The 25,329-nt window shown below is 68.1% G+C and carries 15 protein-coding genes and 3 rRNA genes; 10 read left to right on the top strand and 8 right to left on the bottom strand.

Annotated features, from left to right (window positions below; genetic code table 11):
• Positions 1-10: 10 nt before the first annotated feature.
• Together ACQPXB_RS36395 and ACQPXB_RS36390 are read left to right on the top strand one after the other, a co-directional pair.
• Positions 11-691 carry an alpha/beta fold hydrolase gene (locus ACQPXB_RS36395; RefSeq protein ID WP_432846063.1) on the top strand — a complete coding sequence of 227 codons (681 nt, stop codon included), beginning with the start codon at positions 11-13 and terminating at the stop codon, positions 689-691.
• A complete protein-coding gene (locus ACQPXB_RS36390) occupies positions 688-2,043 on the top strand; it encodes an MFS transporter (protein WP_432846062.1) in 1,356 nt (451 codons plus the stop codon). Before ACQPXB_RS36395 ends, ACQPXB_RS36390 begins: the two co-directional genes overlap by 4 nt.
• 48 nt (positions 2,044-2,091) lie before the next feature.
• Here ACQPXB_RS36390 and ACQPXB_RS36385 read toward each other — a convergent pair whose 3' ends face one another.
• Entirely contained in the window at positions 2,092-4,293 is a 2,202-nt protein-coding gene (locus tag ACQPXB_RS36385; RefSeq protein ID WP_432846061.1) for a discoidin domain-containing protein, read from the bottom strand.
• A gap of 32 nt (positions 4,294-4,325) precedes the next feature.
• A complete protein-coding gene (locus tag ACQPXB_RS36380; RefSeq protein WP_432846060.1) occupies positions 4,326-6,680 on the bottom strand; it encodes a discoidin domain-containing protein in 2,355 nt (784 codons plus the stop codon).
• A 237-nt stretch (positions 6,681-6,917) separates the two neighbouring features.
• On the opposite strand from ACQPXB_RS36380, the gene ACQPXB_RS36375 reads away from it, so the two are divergent.
• The gene (locus tag ACQPXB_RS36375; RefSeq protein WP_432846059.1) at positions 6,918-7,886 is read left to right on the top strand and encodes an alpha/beta hydrolase; all 969 of its coding nucleotides are present in this window, start codon (positions 6,918-6,920) and stop codon (positions 7,884-7,886) included.
• Positions 7,887-7,889: 3 nt separating this feature from the next.
• Here ACQPXB_RS36375 and ACQPXB_RS36370 read toward each other — a convergent pair whose 3' ends face one another.
• Both ACQPXB_RS36370 and ACQPXB_RS36365 read right to left on the bottom strand, forming a co-directional pair.
• Positions 7,890-8,417: a DUF4232 domain-containing protein gene (locus tag ACQPXB_RS36370; protein ID WP_432846058.1), complete on the bottom strand. Its 528-nt coding sequence runs from the start codon at positions 8,415-8,417 to the stop codon at positions 7,890-7,892.
• A 232-nt stretch (positions 8,418-8,649) separates the two neighbouring features.
• Positions 8,650-11,205 (bottom strand): bifunctional FO biosynthesis protein CofGH, encoded by a 2,556-nt coding sequence (locus ACQPXB_RS36365; protein WP_432856921.1) that lies wholly within the window; start codon positions 11,203-11,205, stop codon positions 8,650-8,652.
• 186 nt (positions 11,206-11,391) lie between these two features.
• On the opposite strand from ACQPXB_RS36365, the gene ACQPXB_RS36360 reads away from it, so the two are divergent.
• The gene (locus ACQPXB_RS36360; RefSeq protein WP_432846057.1) at positions 11,392-13,005 is read left to right on the top strand and encodes an IS1634 family transposase; all 1,614 of its coding nucleotides are present in this window, start codon (positions 11,392-11,394) and stop codon (positions 13,003-13,005) included.
• On the opposite strand, the gene ACQPXB_RS36355 is transcribed toward ACQPXB_RS36360, so the two are convergent.
• Entirely contained in the window at positions 13,002-13,757 is a 756-nt protein-coding gene (locus ACQPXB_RS36355) for an SDR family oxidoreductase (protein ID WP_366590644.1), read from the bottom strand. The genes ACQPXB_RS36360 and ACQPXB_RS36355 overlap by 4 nt on opposite strands.
• A gap of 8 nt (positions 13,758-13,765) precedes the next feature.
• Positions 13,766-14,596, bottom strand: a complete 831-nt coding sequence (locus ACQPXB_RS36350) for an alpha/beta fold hydrolase (protein WP_432846056.1) — start codon at positions 14,594-14,596, stop codon at positions 13,766-13,768.
• A 466-nt stretch (positions 14,597-15,062) separates the two neighbouring features.
• Here ACQPXB_RS36350 and ACQPXB_RS36345 point away from each other — a divergent pair.
• From ACQPXB_RS36345 to rrf, 3 genes are all read left to right on the top strand, one after another.
• A 16S ribosomal RNA gene (locus ACQPXB_RS36345) occupies positions 15,063-16,581 on the top strand.
• A 326-nt stretch (positions 16,582-16,907) separates the two neighbouring features.
• Positions 16,908-20,026: ribosomal RNA gene (locus ACQPXB_RS36340) — 23S ribosomal RNA — on the top strand.
• A gap of 83 nt (positions 20,027-20,109) precedes the next feature.
• Positions 20,110-20,226, top strand: a 5S ribosomal RNA gene (gene rrf / locus ACQPXB_RS36335).
• The 16S, 23S and 5S rRNA genes sit together here, the layout of an rRNA operon.
• A gap of 85 nt (positions 20,227-20,311) precedes the next feature.
• On the opposite strand, the gene ACQPXB_RS36330 is transcribed toward rrf, so the two are convergent.
• Positions 20,312-21,256 (bottom strand): NADP-dependent oxidoreductase, encoded by a 945-nt coding sequence (locus ACQPXB_RS36330; protein WP_432846055.1) that lies wholly within the window; start codon positions 21,254-21,256, stop codon positions 20,312-20,314.
• Between the two features lie 92 nt (positions 21,257-21,348).
• Between ACQPXB_RS36330 and ACQPXB_RS36325 the strand changes: the two genes are divergently transcribed.
• Positions 21,349-21,924, top strand: a complete 576-nt coding sequence (locus ACQPXB_RS36325; protein WP_432846054.1) for a TetR/AcrR family transcriptional regulator — start codon at positions 21,349-21,351, stop codon at positions 21,922-21,924.
• A gap of 6 nt (positions 21,925-21,930) precedes the next feature.
• Here ACQPXB_RS36325 and cobF read toward each other — a convergent pair whose 3' ends face one another.
• Entirely contained in the window at positions 21,931-22,692 is a 762-nt protein-coding gene (gene cobF / locus ACQPXB_RS36320; RefSeq protein WP_432846053.1) for a precorrin-6A synthase (deacetylating), read from the bottom strand.
• A gap of 112 nt (positions 22,693-22,804) precedes the next feature.
• On the opposite strand from cobF, the gene ACQPXB_RS36315 reads away from it, so the two are divergent.
• Together ACQPXB_RS36315 and ACQPXB_RS36310 are read left to right on the top strand one after the other, a co-directional pair.
• Entirely contained in the window at positions 22,805-23,011 is a 207-nt protein-coding gene (locus ACQPXB_RS36315; protein WP_220243038.1) for a heavy-metal-associated domain-containing protein, read from the top strand.
• A gap of 6 nt (positions 23,012-23,017) precedes the next feature.
• Positions 23,018-25,252 carry a heavy metal translocating P-type ATPase gene (locus ACQPXB_RS36310; protein WP_432846052.1) on the top strand — a complete coding sequence of 745 codons (2,235 nt, stop codon included), beginning with the start codon at positions 23,018-23,020 and terminating at the stop codon, positions 25,250-25,252.
• The last annotated feature ends 77 nt before the right edge of the window (positions 25,253-25,329 follow it).

Raw genomic sequence — 25,329 nt, 5'->3', positions numbered from 1 at the left:
GGAGAATCTCATGGACTTCGTGCTCGTCCACGGCGCCTGGTACGCCGGCTGGAGCTGGCGGGAAGTGGCCGCCGCGCTGCGTGAGCAGGGCCACGAGACGCACGTCGTGGAGCAGCTGCCCAGCGGGGGACCGGACCCGGCCGCGTTCGGCGACGTGGCCGCGGACGTCGCCCACGTGCGTGACCTCATCGACGGTCTCGACCGTGACGTCGTGCTGGTCGGGCATTCCTACGGCGGCATCGTCGTCGGCGAGCTGGCCGACCACCCGCGCGTGCGCCACACCGTGTTCCTCGCGGCGTTCCGGCCGCGCCGCGGCGAAAACCTGCTCGACATCCGCTCGCCGCATCCGGAAGAGTGGATCGTTCCCCGCGAAGACGGCACGCTGCACGTCACCGGCGACCACGCGCTGGCCCGCAAGGTCCTCGCCCCGGACCTCGACGAAGCCGTGTTCGCCGGCGTCCACGAGCAGCGCCACGCGCACGCTGCCGTCACCTTCACCCAGCCCGCAAGCGAACCGGCGCGCACGCACCCGGTCACCTACGTCGTCTGCGAGCGCGACCAGGCGATTTTCGCGGTGGACCAGGAGAAAATGGCCGCCGGTGCCGACCACGTCGTGCGCCTCGACGCCCCGCACCTGGCGCCGCTGACGCACCCGCGTGAGGTGGCCGACCTGCTGGCCGGCACCCGGTGACGGCCGGGGTCCGGCTGACCGGATTCGTCGACGGCAAGCGCGTGAGCCCGTTCCAGTACGGCACGGTGGTGCTGTGCGGGCTCGTGATGTTCTTCGACGGCTTCGACACACAAGCCATCAACTACCTCGCCCCGCACATCGCGAAGGACTGGGGGCTGAAGGTCGCGGTGCTCGGCCCGATCTTCTCCTCGGCGCTGGTCGGCCTGATGATCGGCTACCTCGTGCTTTCGCCGCTTTCCGACCGGTTCGGCCACCGGCGGCTCGTGATCGCGGGCACGGCGTTGTTCGCGCTGGCGAGCCTCGTGTCCGTGTGGGTCGGCGGCGTGGCCGAGCTCGTCGTGCTGCGGCTGATCACGGGCATCGGCCTCGGTGCGGCGGCGCCCAGCGCGGTCGCGCTCACCGCCGAGTACACGCCGAAACGCCTGCGGGCGAGCTTCGTGCTGGCGATCTACTGCGGGTTCTCGCTCGGGTTCGTCGTGGCCGGGGTCGTGTCGGGCTGGCTCGTGCCGACGGCCGGCTGGCGCTCGGTGTTCCTCGTGGGTGCGCTGGCGCCGCTGGTGATCATCCCGCTGATGCTGAAGTTCCTGCCGGAGTCGCTCGTGTTCCTGGTGGGCCGCGGCGCGAACTCCGCACGCGCCTACCGCCTGTGCCGCCGCATCGACCCGGCGCTGCCGGCGGAGACGCAGCCGGTGACCGTCGACGCGGCCGAAGCCGGTGGCCGCGTGAAGCTGAAGGCGCTGCTGGCCAACGGCGGGGTGCTGAGCACGGTGCTGCTGTGGGTCGTGTTCGCCGTCAACCTCGGCGAGTTCTACGCGTTGCAGAGCTGGCTGCCGACGATGCTCACGGACCTCGGCTTCGCCAACGGCACGGTGGTCACGGCCACGAGCCTCACCACGGTCGGCGGCATCGCCGTCGCGCTCGTGGTGGGTCCGGCGATGGACCGTCTGGGCGCGTTCGGTTCGCTGGGCGCGTTGTTCGTGGTGGGCGCGGTGTTCCTCGCGGTGACCGGGCCGGCGTTCCACGCGCCGGTGTGGCTCCTGCTGGCGGCGATGTTCCTCGTCGGCTGCGGGGTCAGCGGTGGCCAGAAGGCGCTGATCGCGCTGGCCGCCGTGGTGTACCCGGTCAACATCCGCTCGACGGGCGTCGGCTGGGCGCTGGGCATCGGCCGGCTCGGCGGGATCCTCGGCCCGCTGGTCGTCGGCGCGGCGGTGGCCGCTGCCTGGTCTCCGGCGGCGATCTTCCTGGCGTTGTCCGGACCGATGCTGGTGTGCGCGGTGCTGATCCTCTACCTGGGACGGCGGGCCCGGCGGACGGCCGAGGTCGCCGAGCGGGAAGCGGTGCCTGCGGTGTGAAGGAGGGGCTCCCCGGTCGAGACCGTGGCCGGGGAGCCCCCGCTTGCCCTACGCCGCGGCCACCTCCAGTTCCGAGACCTGCCCGGCCGGCCAGCCGGTGTTGCCGGTGATGGTCACGCGCACGAAGCGCTGGGTCGTCGTGCCGAAGCTCGCCGACGCGGTGTTGCCCGACGACGGGCTGAAGTTCCAGCCGCGCGAGGCGACCAGCGTCGTCCACGAACCGCCGTCGGTGCTGCCCTGCACGGTGAGCGTCTGGGTGCGGGCGCCCCAGTCGTTGGACGGCGGCAGCTTGAGCGTCACCTTGTTGATCGCCGCCGCGTCACCGAGGTCGACGGTGAGCGTCTGCGGGAACGCGTTGTTCGTGCTCTCCCAATACGTGCTCGCGTTGCCGTCCACGGCGTTGCCCGGCGGGAAGCCGCCCTGCGAACCACTGGCCGTGATGGCCTTGCCCCGCGCGATGTTCGCGCCCGACTGCGGCGGCTGCGGCGGGCCGGAGTTCGGCGCGGGCCAGCTGGAGCAGTCGCTCCAGGTGCCGGTCCAGCCGCTGTTGCCCGAGCCGTTGAAGGTCATCTTCGGGATCGAGCTCGGGTAGGGGCAGTTGTACGTGCCGACGACGCCGACGCCCGACGCCGTGAGGTTGCTGATCGACACCGTGCCCTGCGTCTGCGACTGCGCGACGAACGTGCCCGTGCCGCGCACGGTGACGCCGTCGATGGTGATGCCGCTGACCTGCTTGCCCGCGCCGTTGCCGTCGATGAACTGGATCGCCTCGTACGGGCTGTCGATGGCCGTGAAGCCGTTGACGCGGATGTTCACGCCGGAAATGGCCTGGTCACGAGCGTCGAACCACAGCGCGCCGACGCCGAACTGCCAGTTGGGGTCGAGCGCCCCGGCCCGCAGCGCGGTGTTGTTCGTCAGCGTGACCGTGCCCGAGAGCGGCACCGAGTTGAACCGGTTGGCCACGAGGTAGCCGCCGCCGAGCGCGTTGGTGTCCTGGATGAGGTTGCCGCTGACGGTGTTGTTCGAGCCACCGTAGAGGGCGATGCCGTTGGCCAGGTTCGGCTGCACCACGGTGTTGTTCGCGATGGTGATGCCGGAGTCGGCCTGGCCGTTGGACCACAGCGCGAGCGCGTCGTCACCGTTGTTGCGCAGGTAGTTGTTGCGGATCGCCGAATTCGTGACGGCGCCGTCGAAGTTCACGCCGTCGGCCTGCGTGTCGAGGATGCGGTTGTTCTCGATCGCGAGGTTCGAGGACGCGCCGTTCATCAGCCACAGGCCGCACTTGGTGTCCTGGATCCACAGCCCCGAGACGACCGAGCCGTTGCCGAGCACGCCGTGGAAGGCGTTGTCCGGGCTGGAGTCGTTGCGCTCGGAGACCGAGCCGAACACGGCGAAGTCGTAGAGCTTGATGTTCCCGGACGCGCTGCCGTTGTTGAAGATGTTGTTGCCGTGCAGCACCGTGTACCACTGCCCGGCGCCACGCACGGTGGTCTGGTCGATCTGCAGGGCCGAGCCGATCTCGAAGCGGCCGCTCGGCACCCAGACTTCCTTGCCCTGCTGCCGGGCGGCTTGCAACGCGTTGCGGAAAGCTTGCGTGTCGTCGCCGGAGTCGTTGGCGGTGGCGCCGTAGTCGGTGACCGACAGCGAGCCGGCCGGTTGCGCGCCGGCGCCGCCGACCTGTTCGAAGTCGGCGAGGTCGATGGTGGCCTGCCCGACGTCTCCGGAGTCCAGCTGCACCTTGACCTTCGCGCCGGCGGCGGCGTTCTGGCCGAACAGCAGGCGCGCGTCGTCGAAGAAGTGGTGGGTCTTCGCGCCCGGGATGCCGGGGGTGTCGGTGTAGGTGTACTGCGACGTCACGGAAAGCCCGCTGCCGAGCTTGGTCCCGTTGACGTACACCGACATCCGGCCGGAGCTGCCGTCGGGCAGGTTGTAGTGGACGTTGACCGAGTTGGCCGCGGCCGGCAGCGTGAACTCCACGTACTGGCCCTGCCCGAGCCGCACGGCCTGGCGGCCGGACGCTTCGGAGGCCACCGTGGCCTGCGTGTAATCGGGGCCGACGGCGGAACCGTTGGTGGCGCTGCATTCGGCCTCGACCGTCCGGAACGGAACGCTCGCACCGCCGGACGCCGTGGCCGGGCAGGTCGCCGCCGCGGCGGGGGTGCCCGAGCCGACCGCGAACACGGTCAGCCCGGAGGACACCAGCGCCGCGGCCAGCAAGGCCGCCCTGGGTCGTGCTGAGGTGGGGGACATCTTTGTCCTTTCTGGGGATTTTCCGGAGCGGGTCAGGACGCGTAGGCCTCGAGCTCGGACAGCTGCCCGGCCGGCCAGCCGGTGTTGCCGGCGAAGGTCAGGCGCAGGTAGCGGGTGCTGGTGGAGCTGAAGGAGACGGTGGCGGTGTTGCCGCCGGCCGGGTCGAAGCGGTAGCCGGCCTCGGATTTGAGCGTGGTGAACGACGATCCGTTGGTGCTGCCCTGCACGGTGAGCGTCTGCGTGCGCGCGCCCCAGTCGTTCGACGGCGGCAGCTTGAGCACGAGCCGGCCGACGTTCAGGGCGCTGCCGAGGTCGACGGTCAGCGTCTGCGGGAACGCGTTGTTGCTGCTTTCCCAGTAGCTGCTCGCGTTGCCGTCCACGGCGTTGCCCGGCGGGAAGCCGCCCTGGGAGCCGCTGGCCGTGGTGGTCTTGTGCAGGGCCAGGTTTCCGCTCGGGGGCTGGGTGGGCGTGGTGGGTGTCGTCGGCGTGGTCGGAGTGGTGGGCGTCGTCGGGGGAGTCGTGCCGCCGTTGTCGCCGTTGTAGACCGGCGTCGGCCACGAACCGCAGAACGTGGTGGTCCAGCCCGAGTTGCCGCCCTGGTCGGCCAGGCCCGTGAGCGCGTCCGGGCCCATGCAGTTGTAGACGCCCGCGCGGCCGATGTTCGTCGCGACGACGTTCTTGACCGTACCGCTCGGTTTGGACTGCAGCTGCCACGCGAACGTGCCCGCGCCGGTGATCCGCAGGCCGTCGAAGTGCACGTCGGTGGTGGCGCCGTCGATGAACTGCACGCCCTCGTAGTTGTTGTCGAGCAGGTCGTTGTCCACCACGTCGATGCGGCCGGTGATGGCCGAGTCGCGCCCGTCGAACCACAGCGCGCCGACGCCGAACTGCCAGTTGGAGTCGAGCACGCCGGTGCGGATCGCGGTGTTGCGCGTGACGGTCGTGGTGCCCGACAGCGGCACGGCGCTGAACCGGTTGGCCACGTGGATGCCGCCGCCCTGGTCCTGGTTGTCGGCCACCACGTTGTCGGACACGGTGTTGTCGTGGCCGCCGTAGATCGCGATGTTGTTCGCGAGGATCGGCAGCAGCACCGTGTTGAACGAGAACGTGTTGTGGTGGTCGGCGTCGTGCTCGGCCCACATGGCCAGGCCGTCGTCGCCGGTGTTGCGCAGGAAGTTGTTCGTCACCAGCGTGTTGCTGATGCCCTGGTGCAGGTTGAGCCCGTCGGCCGTCTGGTCGAGGATGCGGTTGCCGCGCACGGTGAGCCCGTCGAAGGGCCCGTCGAGCCAGAGCCCGACCTTCGTGTGCTGCAGCCACAGGTTCTGCACGACCGAACCACCGCCGAGCGCACCGCCGATGGCGTTGGCCTGGTCGCAGTCGACGCGGGCCTGGACGTCGCCGATGATCGCGAAGTCGTAGAGTCCCACGTTCGTGCTGCTGCCGGGCACCGCCGCGTTGCCGGGGTACGTCGGGGTGGAGCAGCTGGCCGGCTCGCCCTTGCCGAAGATGCCCGCGCGGGCGCCGTGCAGCTCGGAGTACCACGGCCCGGCGCCGCGGATCGTCACCTGGTCGACGGTGATGTGGTGGTTGAGCGTGAACGAGCCGGCCGGGATCCAGACCTGCTTGCCCTGGCTCTTCGCGGCGGCCACGGCGGCGTCGAACGCGCCCGCGTCGTCGCTGCTGTCGCCGGCGGTGGCGCCGAAGTCGGTGACGCTCACGGTGTTGGCCGGTTGGCCGGCGGGTGCGGCGACCTGCTCGAAGTCGGCGAGGTCGACGGTCGCGGGAGTCACGTCGCCGGAGTCGATCTGCAGTTTGATCTTGGTGCCGGCGGGGTAGCTGGTGCCGAACAGGGTGCGCACCTCGTCGTAGAAGTGGTGCGCCTTGCCCTGACCGGGGTCGTTGCTGAAGGGGTAGCCGCCGTAGTACCAGCCGTACCGGGAGGTCAGGGTGAGGTCGCGGTTGTGGGTGCCGTTGACGTAGACCGAGATCGTGCCGTTGATCCCGGTGCCCTGGGCGTTGTCGGGGAGGCTGTAGCGGAAGTCGAGCGAGTTCGACGGGGCGGTGAGGGTGAACTCGACGTACTTGCCCTGGCCGGACAAGGTCACCGCCTTGCGGCCGGACGCCTCACCGGCCAGCGTGCCGGCGCTGCGGTCGGGGCCGATCACGGTGCCGTTGGTGGCGGCGTTCTCGGCTTCCTGCTCGATGAACGGGACGGTCGCGCCGCGGCCGGCGACGGCGGCGTTCGGGGTGGCTGTCGCCGGGTTTGCCGGAGCCGCGATCACGGTCAGGGCGGTGAGGCCGGCGGCCGCGAGCACGGCGCTGCCGAACGCGGCGATCCTTCTCGAGGTGGGTTTTTCGGGCGCGCTGAAGACACCTAGGGGAGACACGGGGCAGCACTCGCCTTTCGTCGGGGTCGGGTGCACTGGTGGGGACAGTGTGTGAGCTGGATCATACGAATTCCCGACAGGAAATCGCAATAGTCGGACGGACTTACGCAAATTTTCGACATCCGCCGTCATGGCTGGCTCGGCGCCCGGATTTCCCGCCACCTGGCGGAGGTGGCGCGGGGCCCGGCCGGGCCAGGATGATCAGGCGAGAGCCACGACGTCCTGGGAGGTACCGAGATGACCGCGACCCGTCCGCAGGTGGGGCCGCCGCTGCCGTTCGACCCCGAGCTCGAGGTGGTGCTGGAGCAGATGCGGGCCGAGCGGCCGGCGCTCGACTCGGCCGCCGCGATCCCGGCCCTGCGCGAGGAGCGTGCCACGCGTGAGCTCTCGCTGGAGGAGGTCGCGGCCGACGGCACGGTCGAGCTGTCCGAAGTGGACGCTTCCGGGGTGCCGCTCGTCGTCGGCCGCCCGACGGGCCTCACCGGTCCCGCTCCGGTGCTCTACTGGATGCACGGCGGCGGCATGATCCTCGGCGGCCACCGCGGCCGTGACCTGCTGGTGCTCAAGGAGTACGCGGTTTCGCTCGGCCTCGCGTTCGCCTCGGTCGACTACCGCGTCGCCCCGGAGCACCCGCATCCCGCACCGGTCGAGGACTGCTACACGGGTCTGAAGTGGACAGTCGAGCACGCCGCTTCCCTGGGCGTCGACCCGTCACGCGTGATCGTCGGCGGCGCCAGCGCGGGCGGCGGCTTGGCGGCCGCCGTGGCCCTGCTGTCCCGCGACCGCGGCGGCCCGGCGCTGCTCGGCCAGCTGCTGCTGTACCCGATGCTCGACGACCGCAACGACACCCCGTCGTCGTTCCAGATGGCCGGCCTCGGCGTCTGGGACCGCACCGCCAACGACATCGGCTGGACCGCCCTGCTCGGTTCCGCCCGCGGCGGCCCCGACGTCTCGCCCTACGCCGCCCCGGCCCGCGCGGCGGACCTCTCGGGCCTTCCCCCGGCCTTCCTGGACGTCGGCACCGCCGAAACCTTCCGCGACGAAGTCCTCACCTACGCGACCCGCCTGCTGCAAGCCGGCGTCCAAACCGAACTCCACGTCTGGCCCGGCGCGTACCACGGCTTCGACGGCTCGGCCCCGGACGCGGCGCTTTCGGTGCAGGCCCGGGCAGCGCGCGCTCCGTGGCTGCGGCGGATCCTCGGCTGAGCCTTACTTCGGGAGGTCTTTCATCCAGGCGGTCACGGTGATCTCCCCGGTCGTCCCCAGGTCGGTCTTCAGCGGGACGGTCTGCTCGGCCTCCCCGGGCGCCGCGACCACGCCCACCGCGGCGCCGGTCGTCGTGTCCCCCGAGGTCACCGTGGCCGACCACGACACCACGCTCATCAGCTTTTCGTGCGGGCCCAGCGTGAACGCCTTCGGCCCGGGATCCGGCGAGAAGTACGAGACACCGTGGTGCACCTGAACGTCCAGCGGCTTGCCGCTGCCGTCGAGGACGCGCACGGTGGGGTAGCCGTTCAGCGTGCGCGCTTGGGCGTCGTTGTTGGTCAGCGTCAACACCGACGCCCGATGCCCGAGCCCGGCCTCGACGATCCCCGCGGACACCGCCAACGCAGGCGGCGGCGCGACTCGCGAAGAGCTCACCGGCGCCTGGGTGACCGGCGCCGGCGGCTCCCCTGAACCGCACCCGACGGCCACGAGGGCCACGACAACGACCGGCAAAGCCTTGGAGATCCCCATGGCGAGGAAACCTAGCTCTCGCCCACCCGGGACTGTGCCCGGCCCCGGGAATCGCCGGACAGACCCCGCCCTCCCGAGGGGGGCGTCCCACGTTCAGTCTATCGGCGACCACCGACAATTCCCGGTGCGCAGGCCCGCTCGAGGCCAGTTGTCCACACCCGATCGAGTGGAGACAGTGCGCATGAATGCGCCCCGGACCGAACTCGGCCCGGGGCGCAGCACTCAACACAAGTCAGGAAGTCAACAGCGGCAACAACGGCTTCCGAACCGCCGTGGCAACGCCATCCGACGCCTCCGCCGCCGCGACCCGCTCCGCCGAAGGAACCCCGTACCCGGTAGTCCGCTGCCGCAACGGCCGACCCAGCGGCTCAACCATCGCACGCATGTCACTGATCGTCTTGTACGAGCCGTTCGACGCCCCCGCCATCCGGGAGATGGTCTCCTCCATCAGCGTCCCGCCGATGTCGTTGACGCCGCCCTGCAGGACGGCCCGGCTGCCTTCCTCGCCGAGCTTCACCCAGGAGCTCTGGATGTTGTCGATGGTCCCGTGCAGCAACAGCCGCGCCAGGGCGTGGACGGCGCGGTTCTCGCGCAGGGAGGTGCCCGGGCGGGCCAGGCCGGCGAGGTAGATCGGTGCGCTCTGGTGGATGAAGGGCAGCAGCACGAACTCCGTGAACCCGCGGCGGCCGTTGCGCTCCATGCCCTCGCGCTGCAGGCGCGCCAGCAGCTTCAGGTGCGCGACCCAGTGGCTGGGGTTGTCGACGTGGCCGTACATCATCGTCGACGTCGTCGGGAGGCCCACCGAGTGCGCGGTGGTCACGACCTCGATCCAGGCCGACGTCGGCAGCTTGCCCTTGGTGAGCACCCACCGCACGTCGTCGTCGAGGATTTCGGCGGCGGTGCCCGGCAGGGAGTCCACACCGGACTCCTTGGCGCGGATCAGCCAGTCGCGCAACGACAGGTTCGTGCGCGACGCGCCGTTCACGACCTCCATCGGGCTGTAGGAGTGGAGGTGGATGCCGGGCTGGCGGCGCTTGACCTCGGCGGCGAGGTCGAAGTACGCGGTGCCCGGCAGGTCGGGATGGATACCGCCCTGCATGCAGATCTCGGTCGCGCCCGCGGCCCACGCCTCGTCGACGCGGTCGCCGACCTGCTCCAGCGAGAGCGTGTACGCGTCGGCGTCGGTGCGACGCTGGGCGAAGGCGCAGAAGCGGCAACCCGTGTAGCAGACGTTGGTGAAGTTGATGTTGCGTGTGACGACGAACGTGATGTCGTCGCCCACCGTCTCGCGCCGCCGGTCGTCGGCGATGCGCGCCAGCGCGTCGAGCTCGGGCCCGTCGGCGTGCAGCAGGGCCAGCGCGGCGTCGTCCGACAGGCCGGCGGGGTCCTTTTCCGCGCTGCGCAAGGCTTCCAGGATGTCGGTGTCGAACTTCTGCGGCCCCGTCTTGATCTTGCGGCCGATTTCCTTCCAGTCGCCGTAGACGGAGTCGAAGTCGCCGCGGCGGTCCTCGGTGCGGCCGGTGGTGTCGATCTCGGTGTGCAGATCGGTGCGGCCCGACTGCTGCCAGCCGCCGTCCGGCTCCTGCCACGGGATCCCGACGGGCATCGCGTCCTCGCGCGCCAGCCCCGTCGCGGGGTCGACGAGCGCGGCCACGTGCCGGGTCACGCGCGGGTCGAGCCACGGCTCGCCCATGTTCACGTATTCGGGGTAGATGGTCAGCCGCTCGCGCAGCGTGTAGCCGGCCTTCTCCGTCTGCCGGGCCAGCTGGTCGATCTGCGGCCACGCGCGCTCGGGGTTCACGTGGTCCGGCGTCAGGGGCGACACGCCGCCCCAGTCGTCGATGCCGGCGCGGATCATCAGGTCGTACTGGTTGCCGATGAGGTTCGGCGGCGCCTGGATGCGCATCTTCGGCCCGAGCACGAGCCGCGCCACGGCGATGTTCGCCGCGAGCTCCTCGAGGTCGGCGTCCGGCGTCGCGCGCATCTTCGTGTCCGGCTTCGCGCGGAAGTTCTGGATGATGACTTCCTGGATGCCGCCGTACTCGCGCGCGGTCTTGCGGATCGCGAACATCGCGTCCGCGCGCTCCTCGTGCGTCTCGCCGATGCCGATCAGCACGCCGGTCGTGAACGGCACGGAGCTGCGCCCGGCGTCCTCCAGCACGCGCAGGCGGACGGCGGGATCCTTGTCCGGCGAGCCGTAGTGCGGGCCGCCCTTCTCGCTCCACAGCCGCGTCGCCGTCGTCTCGAGCATCATGCCCATCGACGGCGCCACCGGCTTGAGCCGCTGGAAGTCCTGCCAGCTCAGCACGCCGGGGTTCAGGTGCGGCAGCAGGCCGGTCTCCTCCAGCACGCGGATGGCCATCGCGCGGACGTAGGAGAGCGTGTCGTCGTAGCCGTGGGCGTCGAGCCAGTCGCGCGCGGCCTTCCAGCGGTCCTCGGGCCGGTCGCCGAGCGTGAACAGGGCTTCCTTGCAGCCCATCTCGGCGCCCTTGCGGGCGATCTCGAGGACCTCGTCCGGCGAGAGGAACGGCGATTCGAGCCGCCCGGGCACGGTCACGAAGGTGCAGTAGCCGCAGCGGTCGCGGCACAGCCGCGTCAGCGGGATGAACACCTTGCGGCTGTAGGTGATGACGCCCGCGCGCCCGGCGGCTTCGAGGCCGGCGTCGCGGATGCGGGAGGCGTGCTCGGACAGCGTCTTGAGGTCGTCACCGCGCGCGTGCAGCAGCACGGTGGCCTCGGCGAGGTCGAGCGTCTTCCCGTCCCTGGCCCGCGCGAGCGCGCGGCGCATCGCTGACGGGGTGGGGGCGGTCAACTCGGGTTCGGGTGCCATTCCCGTCACGCTAGGACCAGCTCGCGCAAGCAGGCCAGTGCGTTGTCCGCCACGTGCTCACCCGTTCGGAAGTGACGATCATCCGCGCAGGTCAGAGGCCCGGAAAGGTTGTCGATCACCCGGGAGGAGTGTATTACCTAAAGTGTGGCATCGGTGATCGGGAAGCGCATCGGCGGCCGGACGTACTACTACCTGGCCGAGTCCGCGCGGGTCGACGGCGCGCCGCGGGTGGTGACGCAGCGGTACCTCGGCACGGCCGAGGACATCGCCGGCGCGCTGCCCGGCGGCGCGCAACCGGGCGGCGCGCGGCACCGCACGTTCGGGGACGTCGCCGCCGTGTGGGGCACGATCCAGCGCCTCGATCTCGTCCGGCGGGTCGACGCCGTGGCGGGCCCGCAGCGAGCCAAGACCACGCTCGGGTTCCACGTCGCGCTCGCCGTGCTGCACCGCGCGACCGGCGCGGGCGCGAGCTTCGAGGACTGGTGGGCCGGCTGCGCGGCGCAAGACCTCGTCCGCCCGCGTCCGCCGAAGGCCGCCGTCACCACGGCGGCCCACTGGCGGGCGTTGCAGCGCCTGACGCAGGAGCGCATCACGGGCGTCGAAACGGCGGTCGCCGAAGCCGTGCTCGACCTGCTCGGCGACGACGGCACCTCGGCGCTCGCGGTGGACGTTCCCCAGTTCGCGGCCTTCACCGCCGCCGACTGCACGGTGCCCTCGGCCTGCCAGGACGCGCTCGCCGGCCTCGGCCTCGTGGTCACGCGCGACGGCGCGATCCCGCTCGCGTCGCGCGTCTACCGCAGGGAAAGCGGCGCGGCGCCGACGTTCGGCGCGCTGGCGGGGGAGCTGGGCGAGCGGTACCCGGCCACGGACGTCACGCTCGTCTTCCACGCCGGGCAGGCCGCCCAGCTCGACCTCGGCGCGCGGCGCGGGTTCGTCGGCTCGCTCCCGCCGGCCGACCACCCGGAGCTGCTCACGCAGCCGGCGTCGGCCCGCCGGCGGGTGGACCCGGAACGCTTCGCCGGCCTGACGGCGATCGACACCCGCGCGACCGTCGACGGCGTGCGGCGCCGGGTCATCCTCACGCACTCGGCCACGTTGTACGCGGCTCAGTACCGCGCGTTCACCGACGAGCTGAGCACCGCGATCCGCGAGCTCGACGGCCTGGCCGCGGCCCTGGAAGCCGGCACCCACCGCGGTGACCGCACGCAGGTCCACTCGGAGATCTCGCGGGTGACCCGCGGCCGTCGCATCGGCCGGGTCCTGGAGGCGACGCTCAGCGGCACCCGGCCGGGCGAGATCCGGCTGACGCGCCGGGTCGACGAGGCGGCCGTCGCCCGGCTGGTGGACGAGTACTTCGGCAAGCAGATCCTCGTGACCGACCGCGACTGGCCGGTGGCCGAGATCGTCACGGCCTATCGCGCGCGGACCTACCTCGAGTCCACGTTCCGCTGGCTCACCGGTCCCGCCGCGCTCGGCCCGACGCCGCGGTGGGAGTGGACCCCGCACCGCGTCGCCGTGCACGCGCTGGTCTCGGTGCTCGCGGCCACCGTCACCCACCTCATGCGCCGCGAGGCCGACCGCGCCGGGATGAACCTGTCGGTGGGCGAGCTGCTCGACCAGCTGTGCGGCATCGGCGAGACGGTGCTGCGCTACCCGTCCACGGGCGGGCGGCCGCGCAGCCGCCGCATCCTCACCGACCGCGACCCGGCCCAGCAGGCGTTGTTCGACCTGTTCGGGCTGGAGCGGTTCGCGCCCTAGCCCTGGCTGTCCCGCTGGATGGTCAGGGCCGAGAAGCTCTGCACGACCGGCATGATCTCGATGACGTTCACGTTCACGTGCGGCGGCTGCGCGGCGGCCCAGAACACGGACTCGGCGATGTCGTCGGCCGTGAGCGGGGTGGTGCCGGCGTACACGTTGGCGGCCTTCTCGTCGTCGCCGAAGCGGACGTTGGAGAACTCGGTGCCGCCGACCATGCCGGGCTCGATGTTGGTCACGCGCACGCCGGTGCCGCGCAGGTCGCTGCGCAGGTTGAGGCTGAACTGGTGCACGAACGCCTTGGTCGCGCCGTAGACGTTGCCGCCGGGGTAGGGGTAGGTGCCGGCGATGGAGCCGATGTTGATCACGTGGCCGCTGCCGCGTTCGACCATGCCGGGCAGCACTGCGCGGGTGAGGTGCACGAGACCGGTCACGTTGGTCTCGATCATCTGGTCCCAGTCGTCGAGCTTCGCCTCCTGCGCCGGCTCGAGGCCCTTGGCCAGGCCCGCGTTGTTCACGAGCACGTCGATCCGGCCCCAGTCGCCGGGCAACGCGCCGACGGCCGCGGCGATCGCGTCGCGGTCGCGCACGTCGAGCACCACGGGCAGCACGGACTCGCCGAGCTCCGAGGTCAGCGCGGCGAGCCGGTCGGCGCTGCGGGCCGCGGCGACGACCCGCGAGCCCTCGGCCACGAACCGGCGCGTGATCGCGGCACCGAACCCGGCACTCGCGCCGGTCACGAATACGGTCTTCATGGGGTGGGTCACCGTTCTTCCGCCTGGTGGTCCGGCCGGGGCCGGAGTGCGTTCAGGAACCGGCCGAACACGTCGTTGAACCCGGCCGCGGACTCCAGGTTAGGCAGGTGGCCCGCGCCTTCCAGCACCGCCAGTGTGGAACCGGCCACGAGCCCGTGCACGAGCTGTGCGTCGGAGACCGGGGTGAACTCGTCTTCGCTGCCGACGGTCACCAGAGTGGGGACCGCGACCTGTTCGAGGGTCACCCGGTAGTCGGGGCGCAGCGCCCGGGCCCGGAGTGCCGCGGCGGCGCCGGCGGGCGGGGCCGTGCGCATCATCGTGAGCACGTGCTCGGCGACTTCGGGGTTCTTCGCGCGGGTTCGCGGGGAGACCATCTTCGGGAGGAGCTCGGTCGCGTAGTCGCGCATGCCTTCCTGCTCGACCCGGTCGGCGGCCGCTCGTCTGTTCCGGCGGCCTTCGGGGGTCTCGGCGGCGGGGAAGGTGTCGGCGAGCAGCAGTGCCCGGACGCGCTCGGGGTGGTCGGCGACGGTCTGCATGGCGATCTGGCCGCCCATGGAGAGGCCGCCGAGCACGAAGGTGGCAAGGCCGAGGTGGTCGGCCAGCGCGATGAGGTCGTGGGTGAAGTCATTCAGGCCGGCCACGGCAGGACCCGTGCTCGCGCCGTAGCCGCGGAGGTCGGGGACGACGACGCGGAAGCCGTGTTCCGCGAAGTGCTCGGTCTGGGGGCGCCACATGGAGCGGTCGAAGGGGTGGCCGTGGACGAGGAGCAACGCCGGGTCGCCGGTGCCGTGGTCGTCGTAGGTGAGGACGGGGCCGTGGCCGGTGTGGAGGGTGGGCATGAAGCCGACGGTAGGCAGAGCTTTGTCTCGGTGCAATGCGTCGCAATGTAGTCGGAGCAATGTTTTTCGCCGGCCGACGACGCGGCTGGACGGGGTGTCCGGCGCCCCGGTGGGCCGTTTCCGGGGATAACACGGGGTTTGACCTGGGAAGATCGCGTTAAGGGACCCCCCTGTTTTGGGGCGTTTCCGGCCATGTAAAGTTCTCCAAGTCGCCAGGGAAACCGGGCGGCCACCGGGACACGAACCAAGCTCTCGCCTCAGGCGATTGAGTGGGTGGCCCAAACAACAAAGGCTTGAAACAACGCCGATGGTTGGTGCGCACTGAGTGCGGATTGACTTGAAGTGTGTTGCTTGAGAACTCAACAGTGTGCTAGTGAACTAAGCCAGTAGAGCTTATATGAAACCCCCTCGTCGGGGTTTCCTTTGAGAAAACTAGATTGAGAAATAGTCTCGATCAAACTGTTCATTGTTGGAGAGTTTGATCCTGGCTCAGGACGAACGCTGGCGGCGTGCTTAACACATGCAAGTCGAACGCTGAAGCACCTTCGGGTGTGGATGAGTGGCGAACGGGTGAGTAACACGTGGGTAATCTGCCCTGCACTCTGGGATAAGCCTTGGAAACGGGGTCTAATACCGGATATCACAACTTCAGGCATCTGGGGTTGTTGAAAGTTCTGGCGGTGCAGGATGAACCCGCGGCCTATCAGCTTGTTGGTGGGGTAATGGCCTACCAAGGCGACGACGGGTAGCCGGCCTGAGAGGGTGACCGGCCACACTGGGACTGAGACACGGCCCAGACTCCTACGGGAGGCAGCAGTGGGGAATATTGCACAATGGGCGCAAGCCTGATGCAGCGACGCCGCGTGAGGGATGACGGCCTTCGGGTTGTAAACCTCTTTCGCCAGGGACGAAGCGCAAGTGACGGTACCTGGATAAGAAGCACCGGCTAACTACGTGCCAGCAGCCGCGGTAATACGTAGGGTGCGAGCGTTGTCCGGAATTATTGGGCGTAAAGAGCTCGTAGGCGGTTTGTCGCGTCGGCCGTGAAATCTCCACGCTTAACGTGGAGCGTGCGGTCGATACGGGCAGACTTGAGTTCGGTAGGGGAGACTGGAATTCCTGGTGTAGCGGTGAAATGCGCAGATATCAGGAGGAACACCGGTGGCGAAGGCGGGTCTCTGGGCCGATACTGACGCTGAGGAGCGAAAGCGTGGGGAGCGAACAGGATTAGATACCCTGGTAGTCCACGCTGTAAACGTTGGGCGCTAGGTGTGGGCGACATCCACGTTGTCCGTGCCGTAGCTAACGCATTAAGCGCCCCGCCTGGGGAGTACGGCCGCAAGGCTAAAACTCAAAGGAATTGACGGGGGCCCGCACAAGCGGCGGAGCATGTGGATTAATTCGATGCAACGCGAAGAACCTTACCTGGGCTTGACATGCGCCAGACATCCCCAGAGATGGGGCTTCCCTTGTGGTTGGTGTACAGGTGGTGCATGGCTGTCGTCAGCTCGTGTCGTGAGATGTTGGGTTAAGTCCCGCAACGAGCGCAACCCTTATCCTACGTTGCCAGCGCGTTATGGCGGGGACTCGTGGGAGACTGCCGGGGTCAACTCGGAGGAAGGTGGGGATGACGTCAAGTCATCATGCCCCTTATGTCCAGGGCTTCACACATGCTACAATGGCTGGTACAGAGGGCTGCGATACCGCGAGGTGGAGCGAATCCCTTAAAGCCGGTCTCAGTTCGGATCGCAGTCTGCAACTCGACTGCGTGAAGTCGGAGTCGCTAGTAATCGCAGATCAGCAACGCTGCGGTGAATACGTTCCCGGGCCTTGTACACACCGCCCGTCACGTCATGAAAGTCGGTAACACCCGAAGCCCATGGCCCAACCCGCAAGGGAGGGAGTGGTCGAAGGTGGGACTGGCGATTGGGACGAAGTCGTAACAAGGTAGCCGTACCGGAAGGTGCGGCTGGATCACCTCCTTTCTAAGGAGCACAACACATCCACCAGGCCGGGATACCCGGACCAACCTCGGTGGGGTGGCTGGGACTCAAGTGCCGAATGTGTACTTGTCCTGGTTGCTCAAGGAATTGTGGAACTACTGGTTATCGCCGGACATGGTGGTTGAGGTTCCTGTCTAGTACTGCGGAGCTTGCTTCGCGTGGAGCGGGGGAACGGATGCTGGGTGGCCGGCTGTTCATGAAGCGCACTGTTGGGTCCTGAGGCAACACGCCTTGGGGCACATGCCCTGGGAGCTGTTTGTTTCTGGTGTGGTGTTTGAGAACTGTAGAGTGGATGCGAGCATCTTTGTGGTCAAGTTGTTAAGGGCACATGGTGGATGTCTTGGCTTCAGGAGCCGATGAAGGACGTAGGAGGCTGCGATAAGCCTCGGGGAGCTGTCAACCGAGCTGTGATCCGAGGATTTCCGAATGGGGAAACCCAGCACCAGTGATGTGGTGTTACCCGCCGGTGAATATATAGCCGGTGTGGAGGGAACGCGGGGAAGTGAAACATCTCAGTACCCGTAGGAAGAGAAAACAACCGTGATTCCGTGAGTAGTGGCGAGCGAAAGCGGAAGAGGCTAAACCGATTGCATGTGATACCTGTCAGGGGTTGTGTGGTCGGTGTTGTGGGACCCATCTTCTCAGAGCTGACACTCTGGGCATGATGCAGCATGGTTAGTGGAACCGCTTGGGATGGCGGACCGGAGTGGGTGAGAGTCCCGTACGCGAAAACTGTGTGTGTGTTGTGTGGTGGTGTTCCCGAGTAGCAGCGAGCTCGTGGAATTTGCTGTGAATCTGCCGGGACCACCCGGTAAGCCTAAATACTTCCTGAAGACCGATAGCGGACGAGTACCGTGAGGGAAAGATGAAAAGTACCCCGGGAGGGGAGTGAAAGAGTACCTGAAACCGTGTGCCTACAAGCCGTCAGAGCCGTGATAGGTGATGGCGTGCCTTTTGAAGAATGAGCCTGCGAGTTAGTGCTGCGTGGCGAGGTTAACCCGTGTGGGGTAGCCGTAGCGAAAGCGAGTCTGAATAGGGCGTGTTAGTCGCGTGGTCTAGACCCGAAGCGGAGTGATCTACCCATGGCCAGGGTGAAGCGTCGGTAAGACGTCGTGGAGGCCCGAACCCACCAGGGTTGAAAACCTGGGGGATGAGCTGTGGGTAGGGGTGAAAGGCCAATCAAACTCCGTGATAGCTGGTTCTCCCCGAAATGCATTTAGGTGCAGCGTCACATGTTTCACCACGGGGGTAGAGCTACTGGATGGTCTAGGGGCCTTACCGGGTTACCGAAATCAACCAAACTCCGAATACCGTGGTGTGAGAGTGTGGCAGTGAGACGGCGGGGGATAAGCTTCGTCGTCGAGAGGGAAACAGCCCAGAACACCAGCTAAGGCCCCTAAGTGTGTGCTCAGTGGGAAAGGATGTGGGATTGCCCAGACAACCAGGAGGTTGGCTTAGAAGCAGCCACCCTTGAAAGAGTGCGTAATAGCTCACTGGTCAAGTGGTCCTGCGCCGACAATGTAGCGGGGCTTAAGCACACCGCCGAAGCTGTGTCATTGACACAATAGATCCGCTTTCTTCTTCGGAAGATTGTGTAGTCGTGTTGATGGGTAGGGGAGCGTCCTGCATCCAGGGAAGCGGCCGTGTAAACGAGTCGTGGAGGGTGTGGGAGTGAGAATGCAGGCATGAGTAGCGAATGCAGAGTGAGAAACTCTGCCGCCGGATGACCAAGGGTTCCTGGGCCAGGCTAATCCGCCCAGGGTAAGTCGGGACCTAAGGCGAGGCCGACAGGCGTAGTCGATGGACAACGGGTTGATATTCCCGTACCCGAGCATGTGCGCCCATGACGAGGCGTTTGATACTAACCACCCAAAGCGTGTTGGTGAAGCCTTCGGGTGGAGCCGGCATTGTGGAGCGTGGGACCTGATTTCGTAGTAGTCAAGCGATGGGGTGACGCAGGAAGGTAGCTCCGCCAGGCGATGGTTGTCCTGGTGTAAGCGTGTAGGCCGGAACATAGGCAAATCCGTGTTCCATGTGGCTGAGACGTGATGCGTAGCCGTTTGAGGCGAAGAGGGTGATCCTATGCTGCCGAGAAAAGCCTCTAGTGAGTGCATGCACGGCCCGTACCCCAAACCAACACAGGTGGTCAGGTAGAGAATACCAAGGCGATCGGGTGAACTGTGGTTAAGGAACTCGGCAAAATGCCCCCGTAACTTCGGGAGAAGGGGGGCCAAACACCTTGAGGCCTTTTACAGGCTAGGGGTGGGTGGCCGCAGAGACCAGCGGAAAGCGACTGTTTACTAAAAACACAGGTCCATGCGAAGTCGCAAGACGATGTATATGGACTGACGCCTGCCCGGTGCTGGAACGTTAAGAGGACCGGTTAATCCCTTCGGGGGTGAAGCTGAGAATTTAAGCGCCAGTAAACGGCGGTGGTAACTATAACCATCCTAAGGTAGCGAAATTCCTTGTCGGGTAAGTTCCGACCTGCACGAATGGCGTAACGACTTTCCGGCTGTCTCAACCACAGGCCCGGCGAAATTGCACTACGAGTAAAGATGCTCGTTACGCGCGGCAGGACGGAAAGACCCCGGGACCTTTACTATAGTTTGGTATTGGTTTTCGGTTCGGCTTGTGTAGGATAGGTGGGAGACTGTGAAGCGGTGACGCTAGTTACTGTGGAGTCGTTGTTGAAATACCACTCTGGTCGAATTGGGAATCTGAACCTCGGGCCATGATCTGGTTCAGGGACAGTGCCTGATGGGTAGTTTAACTGGGGCGGTTGCCTCCTAAAGAGTAACGGAGGCGCCCAAAGGTTCCCTCAGCCTGGTTGGCAATCAGGTGTTGAGTGCAAGTGCACAAGGGAGCTTGACTGTGAGACAGACATGTCGAGCAGGGACGAAAGTCGGGACTAGTGATCCGGCACCACCTGGTGGAAGGGGTGTCGCTCAACGGATAAAAGGTACCCCGGGGATAACAGGCTGATCTTGCCCAAGAGTCCATATCGACGGCATGGTTTGGCACCTCGATGTCGGCTCGTCGCATCCTGGGGCCGGAGTAGGTCCCAAGGGTTGGGCTGTTCGCCCATTAAAGCGGCACGCGAGCTGGGTTTAGAACGTCGTGAGACAGTTCGGTCCCTATCCGCCGCGCGCGTAGGATACTTGAGGAAGGCTGTCCCTAGTACGAGAGGACCGGGACGGACGAACCTCTGGTGTGCCAGTTGTCCCGCCAGGGGCATGGCTGGTTGGCCACGTTCGGAAGGGATAACCGCTGAAGGCATCTAAGCGGGAAGCCTGTTCCAAGATGAGGTATCCCACCCCATGTGGGTTAAGGCCCCCAAAAGACGATTGGGTTGATAGGCCAGAGATGGAAGCACAGTAATGTGTTGTTGAGTTGACTGGTACTAATAGGCCGAGGACTTGCCTACGAAGATGTTACGCATCCACTCTACGGTTCTGAAACACCACACCGGTGTCTATGACAGACGCGGTGTGTGTTGTTTCGTAGTGTTTCGGTGGTTATAGCGCCAGGGAAACGCCCGGTCCCATTCCGAACCCGGAAGCTAAGCCTGGTAGCGCCGATGGTACTGCAACCGAAGGGTTGTGGGAGAGTAGGACGCCGCCGAACTTACTTTGACAGTCAGGCCCCGGTTGAGAACCCCAGTGGTTCTCCCGGGGCCTGACTGCATTTCCACACCATTTTCGACTTTGATCTAAAGGTCGATGACGATCTTGCCGCGCACGTGCCGGCCGGCCTGGAGCTCAGTCGCGCGGTGGATCTGCTCGACCGGGAAACTCGCCGCGATCGGCACCCGGAGCCGGCCGGCCGCGACCAGGCGGGCGATTTCTTCCAGGGCACCAGGAGCGGCGTTCGCGCCGTTGGCCGCCGGCACCCCGTCGACTTTCGTGGCGATGGTGCAGATGCGGCTGTCCGGAACGCCGAGTTCCCTCGCTGCGTGCAGTGTCTCTGTCCCGTACAGGTCGATGGCGGCGGTGACCCCACCGGGAGCGAGGGCTCGAACCCGGTCGGCCAGGCCGTCGCCGTAGGTGACCGGCTCCGCTCCCAGCTCGCGCAGGAACTCGGACGACGCCGCTGATCCCGTGCCGATCACGCGCGCTCCGGCCATCCGCGCCAGCTGGACGGCGAAGACCCCGACCCCGCCGCCCGCGCCGCCGACCAGCACGGTGTCGCCCGGGCCGGGCGACACCGCGGCGAGGGCGGCGGAGGCCGTGCGGCCGGCGATGGTGAAGGTGGCGGCGGTGCGGTCGTCGACGCCCTCGGGAGTGTGGTGGGCCTCGTTCGCCGCGGCCCCGGCCGGGTCGATCACCACGAAGTCGGCGACCGCGCGCGACAGGGCGCCTCCGAACACGCGGTCGCCGGGCGCGAAGCCGGTCACTTCGGCACCGACCTGGTCGACGACCCCCGCGTAGTCGGTCCCGAACCCGGCCGGGAGGCTCAAGCCGAACCGGGCGGCGGTGTCCGCGTCGGCGGTCATGATCCAGTCCATCGGGTTCAGGCCGGCCGCGGTGACCCGCACCCGGACCTGTCCCGGGCCGGCCTGCGGAGCGGGAATCTCGCGGACGCCCAGGACTTCAGGGCCGCCGAACGAATCGAGCTGCACCGCCCTGCTCCTGCTCGTGGGCAAGTGATCGCTCATGTATGCCTGTCTCCTTGGCTGAGGGAACGCAGTGAAACGGACTATGCTCCGTTTGTATGGACGACCCTAACACAATCGGAGCGTGATCCGTTTTGGCTGAGGCGGAGATGCGTGCGCCGCGCGCGGACGCAACCCGTAATCGCGAGCAGCTGCTTGCGGTGGCGACTCGCGTGTTCGTGACGGCTGACGCCGAGCCGTCGATGCGCGCGATCGCCCGCGAGGCCGGGGTCGGCATCGCCACGCTGTACCGGCACTTCCCGACCCGCGAGTCCCTGGTCGACGCGGTCTACCGGGATCAGGTCGTGCGGCTGACGACCGGCGCTCGTGAACTGCTCGCTCGGCTGCCCCCGGCCGCGGCGATGCGGCGCTGGATGGACTTGTTCGGCGACTGGATCGCGACCAAGAACGGGATGCTCGACACGCTGCTCGCGATGATCGAGTCGGGCGAGATCGCCCACGCGCAGACGCGGACCGAACTGCTGGCGGCCATCACGACGATCCTCGACGCCGGCCGCGCGGCGGGCGACCTGCGCTCCGACGTCACCGCCGAAGACCTCGCCGCCGCCCTCATCGGCATCTTCACCGTGGCCCCGCGGCGCGAGCAGGAGGCCAAGGCCGGCCGCCTGCTGAACCTCCTGATCGACGGCCTCCGGCCACCGCCGGGCTGAGCCGCCTTACCGCTGGGGCCGGCGCAGGAGATACGTGTCCATGATCCAGCCGTGCTTCTCCCGCGCCTCCGCACGGACCGAGCTGATGCGCGCCGCCAGGGCGGAGTCCAGCGGGCCCGACAGCAGGATCTCGTCCGGCGTCCCCACGTATGCGCCCCAGTAGATGTGGATCCCCTGGTCGGCGAACTGGTCGAAGGTGGTGTGGGCGTCGAGCAGGACGAAGACGTCGTCGGCGTCCGCGGGCCAGCCCGCGGCGAGGCGGCGGCCGGTGGTGAGCTGGACGGCGCGGCCGATCTGGTTCATCGTCGTGCGGTGGCGGGCGACCAGCGCGGAAATGCTGCTCACGCCGGGGATCACCTCGTAGTCGAAAGCGACGTTGCCGCGCGCGAGGACTGCCTCGATGAGGGCGATGGTGCTGTCGTACAGCGACGGGTCGCCCCAGACGAGGAAGGCGCCGGTGTCGTCGGGGCCGAGCTCGTCGCGGATGAGGCGCTCGTAGACGTCCGCGCGGAGCTCGTGCCAGTCGGCGACAGCGGCGCGGTAGTCGGTCGGTGTGCGGTCGCGCGAAGGATCCGTGGCCGTGACCACGCGGTGGGGGCGTGTGACGAAGCGCGCCAGGATGTCCTGGCGCAGCTGCACGAGGTCGGCCTTCGCGGAGCCCTTGTCGAGGACGAAGAACACGTCGACGCGGTTGAGGCGGTCGATCGCCTGCACCGTGAGGTGTTCCGGGTCGCCGGCGCCGATCCCGATCGCGTAGAGCTTCCGCATCACCGCAGTCTGCCGGGCCGGGTAACCGGTCCCACAGGCGGCCCACGTGGTGAACCCCTACCCCCAAGGGGTATAAAGAGATCAGGAAAGCCACAGCACGAAGGAGCCGGTGATGACCGAAGCCACCTACACCGTCGAGGGTATGACCTGCGCGCACTGCGTCGGCGCGGTGCGTGAAGAGGTCGGGGAGCTCGCCGGTGTCCGGGAAGTCGACGTGGACCTCGCGTCGGGTGCGGTGAAGGTCGTCAGCGAGCAGCCGCTGGCCGTGGACGCCGTCTCGGCGGCCGTCACCGAGGCCGGCTACCGGCTGGTCGCGTAGGCCGCCATGACCACGACGACACACGCTCCACAGACGGTCGAGCTCGTCATCGGCGGGATGACGTGCGCCTCGTGCGCCGCCCGCGTGGAGCGCAAGCTGAACAAGGTCGACGGGGTCACGGCGAGCGTCAACTACGCCACCGAGAAGGCCCACGTCGAGTTCCCGGCCACGATCTCGGTCGACGACCTGGTCGGCGTCGTCGAGGCCACCGGCTACACGGCGCAGCGCCCCGAGCCCGAGAAGCCCGAAGCGCCCGAGCCCGACGACGAGACGCGTCCCCTGCGCGACCGGCTCGTCTACTCGGCGCTGCTGACGGTGCCGGTGATCCTGCTCGCGATGGTCCCCGCGCTGCAGTTCGACAACTGGCAGTGGCTCTCGCTCACCCTGGCCGCGCCGGTCGTGGTGTGGGGCGCGTTCCCGTTCCACCGCGCCGCGTGGACCAACCTGCGCCACGGCGCCGCGACCATGGACACGCTGATCTCCCTCGGCGTCTCCGCGGCCACGCTCTGGTCGCTCTACGCCCTGTTCTTCGGCACCGCCGGCATGACCGGGATGCGCGACGCCTTCACCCTGACCGCGACGCCGGGGATGGGCACGAACAGCATCTACCTCGAGGTTGCCTCCGGCGTCACCACGTTCATCCTCGCCGGCCGCTACTTCGAAGCCCGCGCCAAGCGCCGCTCCGGCGCCGCCCTGCGAGCGTTGTTCGAGCTCGGCGCGAAGGACGTCACCGTCCTCCGGAACGGCACCGAGCGTCGGGTCCCCGTGAGCGAACTGCGCGTGGGCGACAGCTTCGTCGTCCGGCCCGGCGAGAAGATCGCCACCGATGGCGTGGTCACCGAAGGCAGCTCCGCGGTCGACCTCAGCATGATCACCGGCGAGTCCGTGCCCGTCGAAGTCGCCGCCGGCGACGCCGTGACCGGCGCGACCGTGAACGTCGGCGGCCGCCTGGTCGTGAAAGCCACCCGGATCGGCGCCGACACCCGCCTCGCCCAGATGGCGCGCCTCGTCGAGGAAGCCCAGAACGGCAAGGCCGCCGTCCAGCGGCTGGCCGACCGGGTGTCCGGGATCTTCGTCCCGATCGTGCTCATGCTCGCTCTGATCACACTCGTCGTGTGGCTGGCCGGTGGCGGCGACGTCGCCGAAGCCTTCACCGCCGCGGTCGCCGTGCTGATCATCGCCTGCCCCTGCGCGCTCGGCCTGGCCACGCCCACGGCGCTGCTGGTCGGCACCGGCCGCGGCGCGCAGCTCGGCATCCTGATCAAGGGCCCCGAGGTGCTCGAGTCCACCCGGCGCGTCGACACCGTCGTGCTCGACAAAACCGGCACCGTCACCACCGGTCGCATGAGCCTCACCGCCGTCCACGCCGCCGAGGGCGTCACGGAGGCCGAGGTCCTGCGCTACGCCGGAGCCGTCGAAGACGCCTCCGAGCACCCCATCGCGAAGGCCATCGTGGCCGGCGCCCGCGACCGCGTCGGCGAACTGCCCGCGGTCCAGGAGTTCCGCTCGACCGAGGGCCTCGGCGTCACCGGCCTCGTCGACGGCACCGCCGTCCTCGCCGGCCGCGCCGCCTTCCTGGCCGACTGGGGCATTCACGTCGACGGTCCGCTCGCCGACGCCAAGTCGGCGGCCGAGCAGCAGGGCGCCACGGCGGTGTTCGTGGCCTGGGACGGCGCGGCCCAAGCCGTGCTGGTCGTCGCCGACACGATCAAACCCACCTCGGCCCGAGCCGTCGCCGAGCTGCGCGCGCTCGGCCTCACCCCGGTCCTGCTGACCGGTGACAACGCGGGCGCCGCTCAGGCCATCGCGCAGGCCGCCGGGATCGACGAGGTCATCGCCGAGGTCCTGCCCGAAGACAAGGTCGCGGTGGTCAAGCGGCTGCAGTCCGAGGGCCGCGTGGTCGCCATGGTCGGCGACGGCGTCAACGACGCCGCCGCCCTCGCCCAAGCCGACCTCGGCCTGTCCATGGGCACCGGCACCGACGCCGCCATCGAGGCCGGCGACCTCACTCTCGTCCGCGGTGACCTGCGCGCCGCCGTCGACGCCATCCGCCTCGCGCGGCGCACGCTCGGCACGATCAAGGGCAATCTGTTCTGGGCTTTCGCCTACAACGTCGCGGCTCTGCCGCTGGCGGCGTTCGGCCTGCTCAACCCGATGATCGCCGGGGCTGCCATGGCCGTTTCGTCGGTGTTCGTGGTCTCGAACAGCCTCCGCCTGCGCGGCTTCCGCGCCGCACGCTGAACCGCACACAAAAGAGGGGCACCCCGGCCGGGGTGCCCCTCTTTCAGTGTCCGAATTTCACGGTCCGGATTTCACCG

The organism is Amycolatopsis sp. CA-161197 (assembly GCF_050942255.1).
In the GTDB taxonomy this organism is placed as follows: Bacteria; Actinomycetota; Actinomycetes; order Mycobacteriales; family Pseudonocardiaceae; genus Amycolatopsis.
This window is presented reverse-complemented; position numbering and strand designations above follow the sequence as displayed.

Excerpts from the sequence above, each read along its gene's own strand:
- ACQPXB_RS36365 (WP_432856921.1), bottom strand. The coding sequence starts at position 11,205 with ATGCGCCGCGCGCTCGCGCGGGCCAGGGACGGGAAGACGCTCGACCTC.
- ACQPXB_RS36330 (WP_432846055.1), bottom strand. The coding sequence starts at position 21,256 with ATGAGCGATCACTTGCCCACGAGCAGGAGCAGGGCGGTGCAGCTCGAT.
- cobF (WP_432846053.1), bottom strand. The coding sequence starts at position 22,692 with ATGCGGAAGCTCTACGCGATCGGGATCGGCGCCGGCGACCCGGAACAC.
- ACQPXB_RS36395 (WP_432846063.1), top strand. The coding sequence starts at position 11 with ATGGACTTCGTGCTCGTCCACGGCGCCTGGTACGCCGGCTGGAGCTGG.
- ACQPXB_RS36385 (WP_432846061.1), bottom strand. The coding sequence starts at position 4,293 with ATGTCCCCCACCTCAGCACGACCCAGGGCGGCCTTGCTGGCCGCGGCG.
- ACQPXB_RS36310 (WP_432846052.1), top strand. The coding sequence starts at position 23,018 with ATGACCACGACGACACACGCTCCACAGACGGTCGAGCTCGTCATCGGC.
- ACQPXB_RS36315 (WP_220243038.1), top strand. The coding sequence starts at position 22,805 with ATGACCGAAGCCACCTACACCGTCGAGGGTATGACCTGCGCGCACTGC.
- ACQPXB_RS36375 (WP_432846059.1), top strand. The coding sequence starts at position 6,918 with ATGACCGCGACCCGTCCGCAGGTGGGGCCGCCGCTGCCGTTCGACCCC.
- ACQPXB_RS36355 (WP_366590644.1), bottom strand. The coding sequence starts at position 13,757 with ATGAAGACCGTATTCGTGACCGGCGCGAGTGCCGGGTTCGGTGCCGCG.
- ACQPXB_RS36350 (WP_432846056.1), bottom strand. The coding sequence starts at position 14,596 with ATGCCCACCCTCCACACCGGCCACGGCCCCGTCCTCACCTACGACGAC.
- ACQPXB_RS36370 (WP_432846058.1), bottom strand. The coding sequence starts at position 8,417 with ATGGGGATCTCCAAGGCTTTGCCGGTCGTTGTCGTGGCCCTCGTGGCC.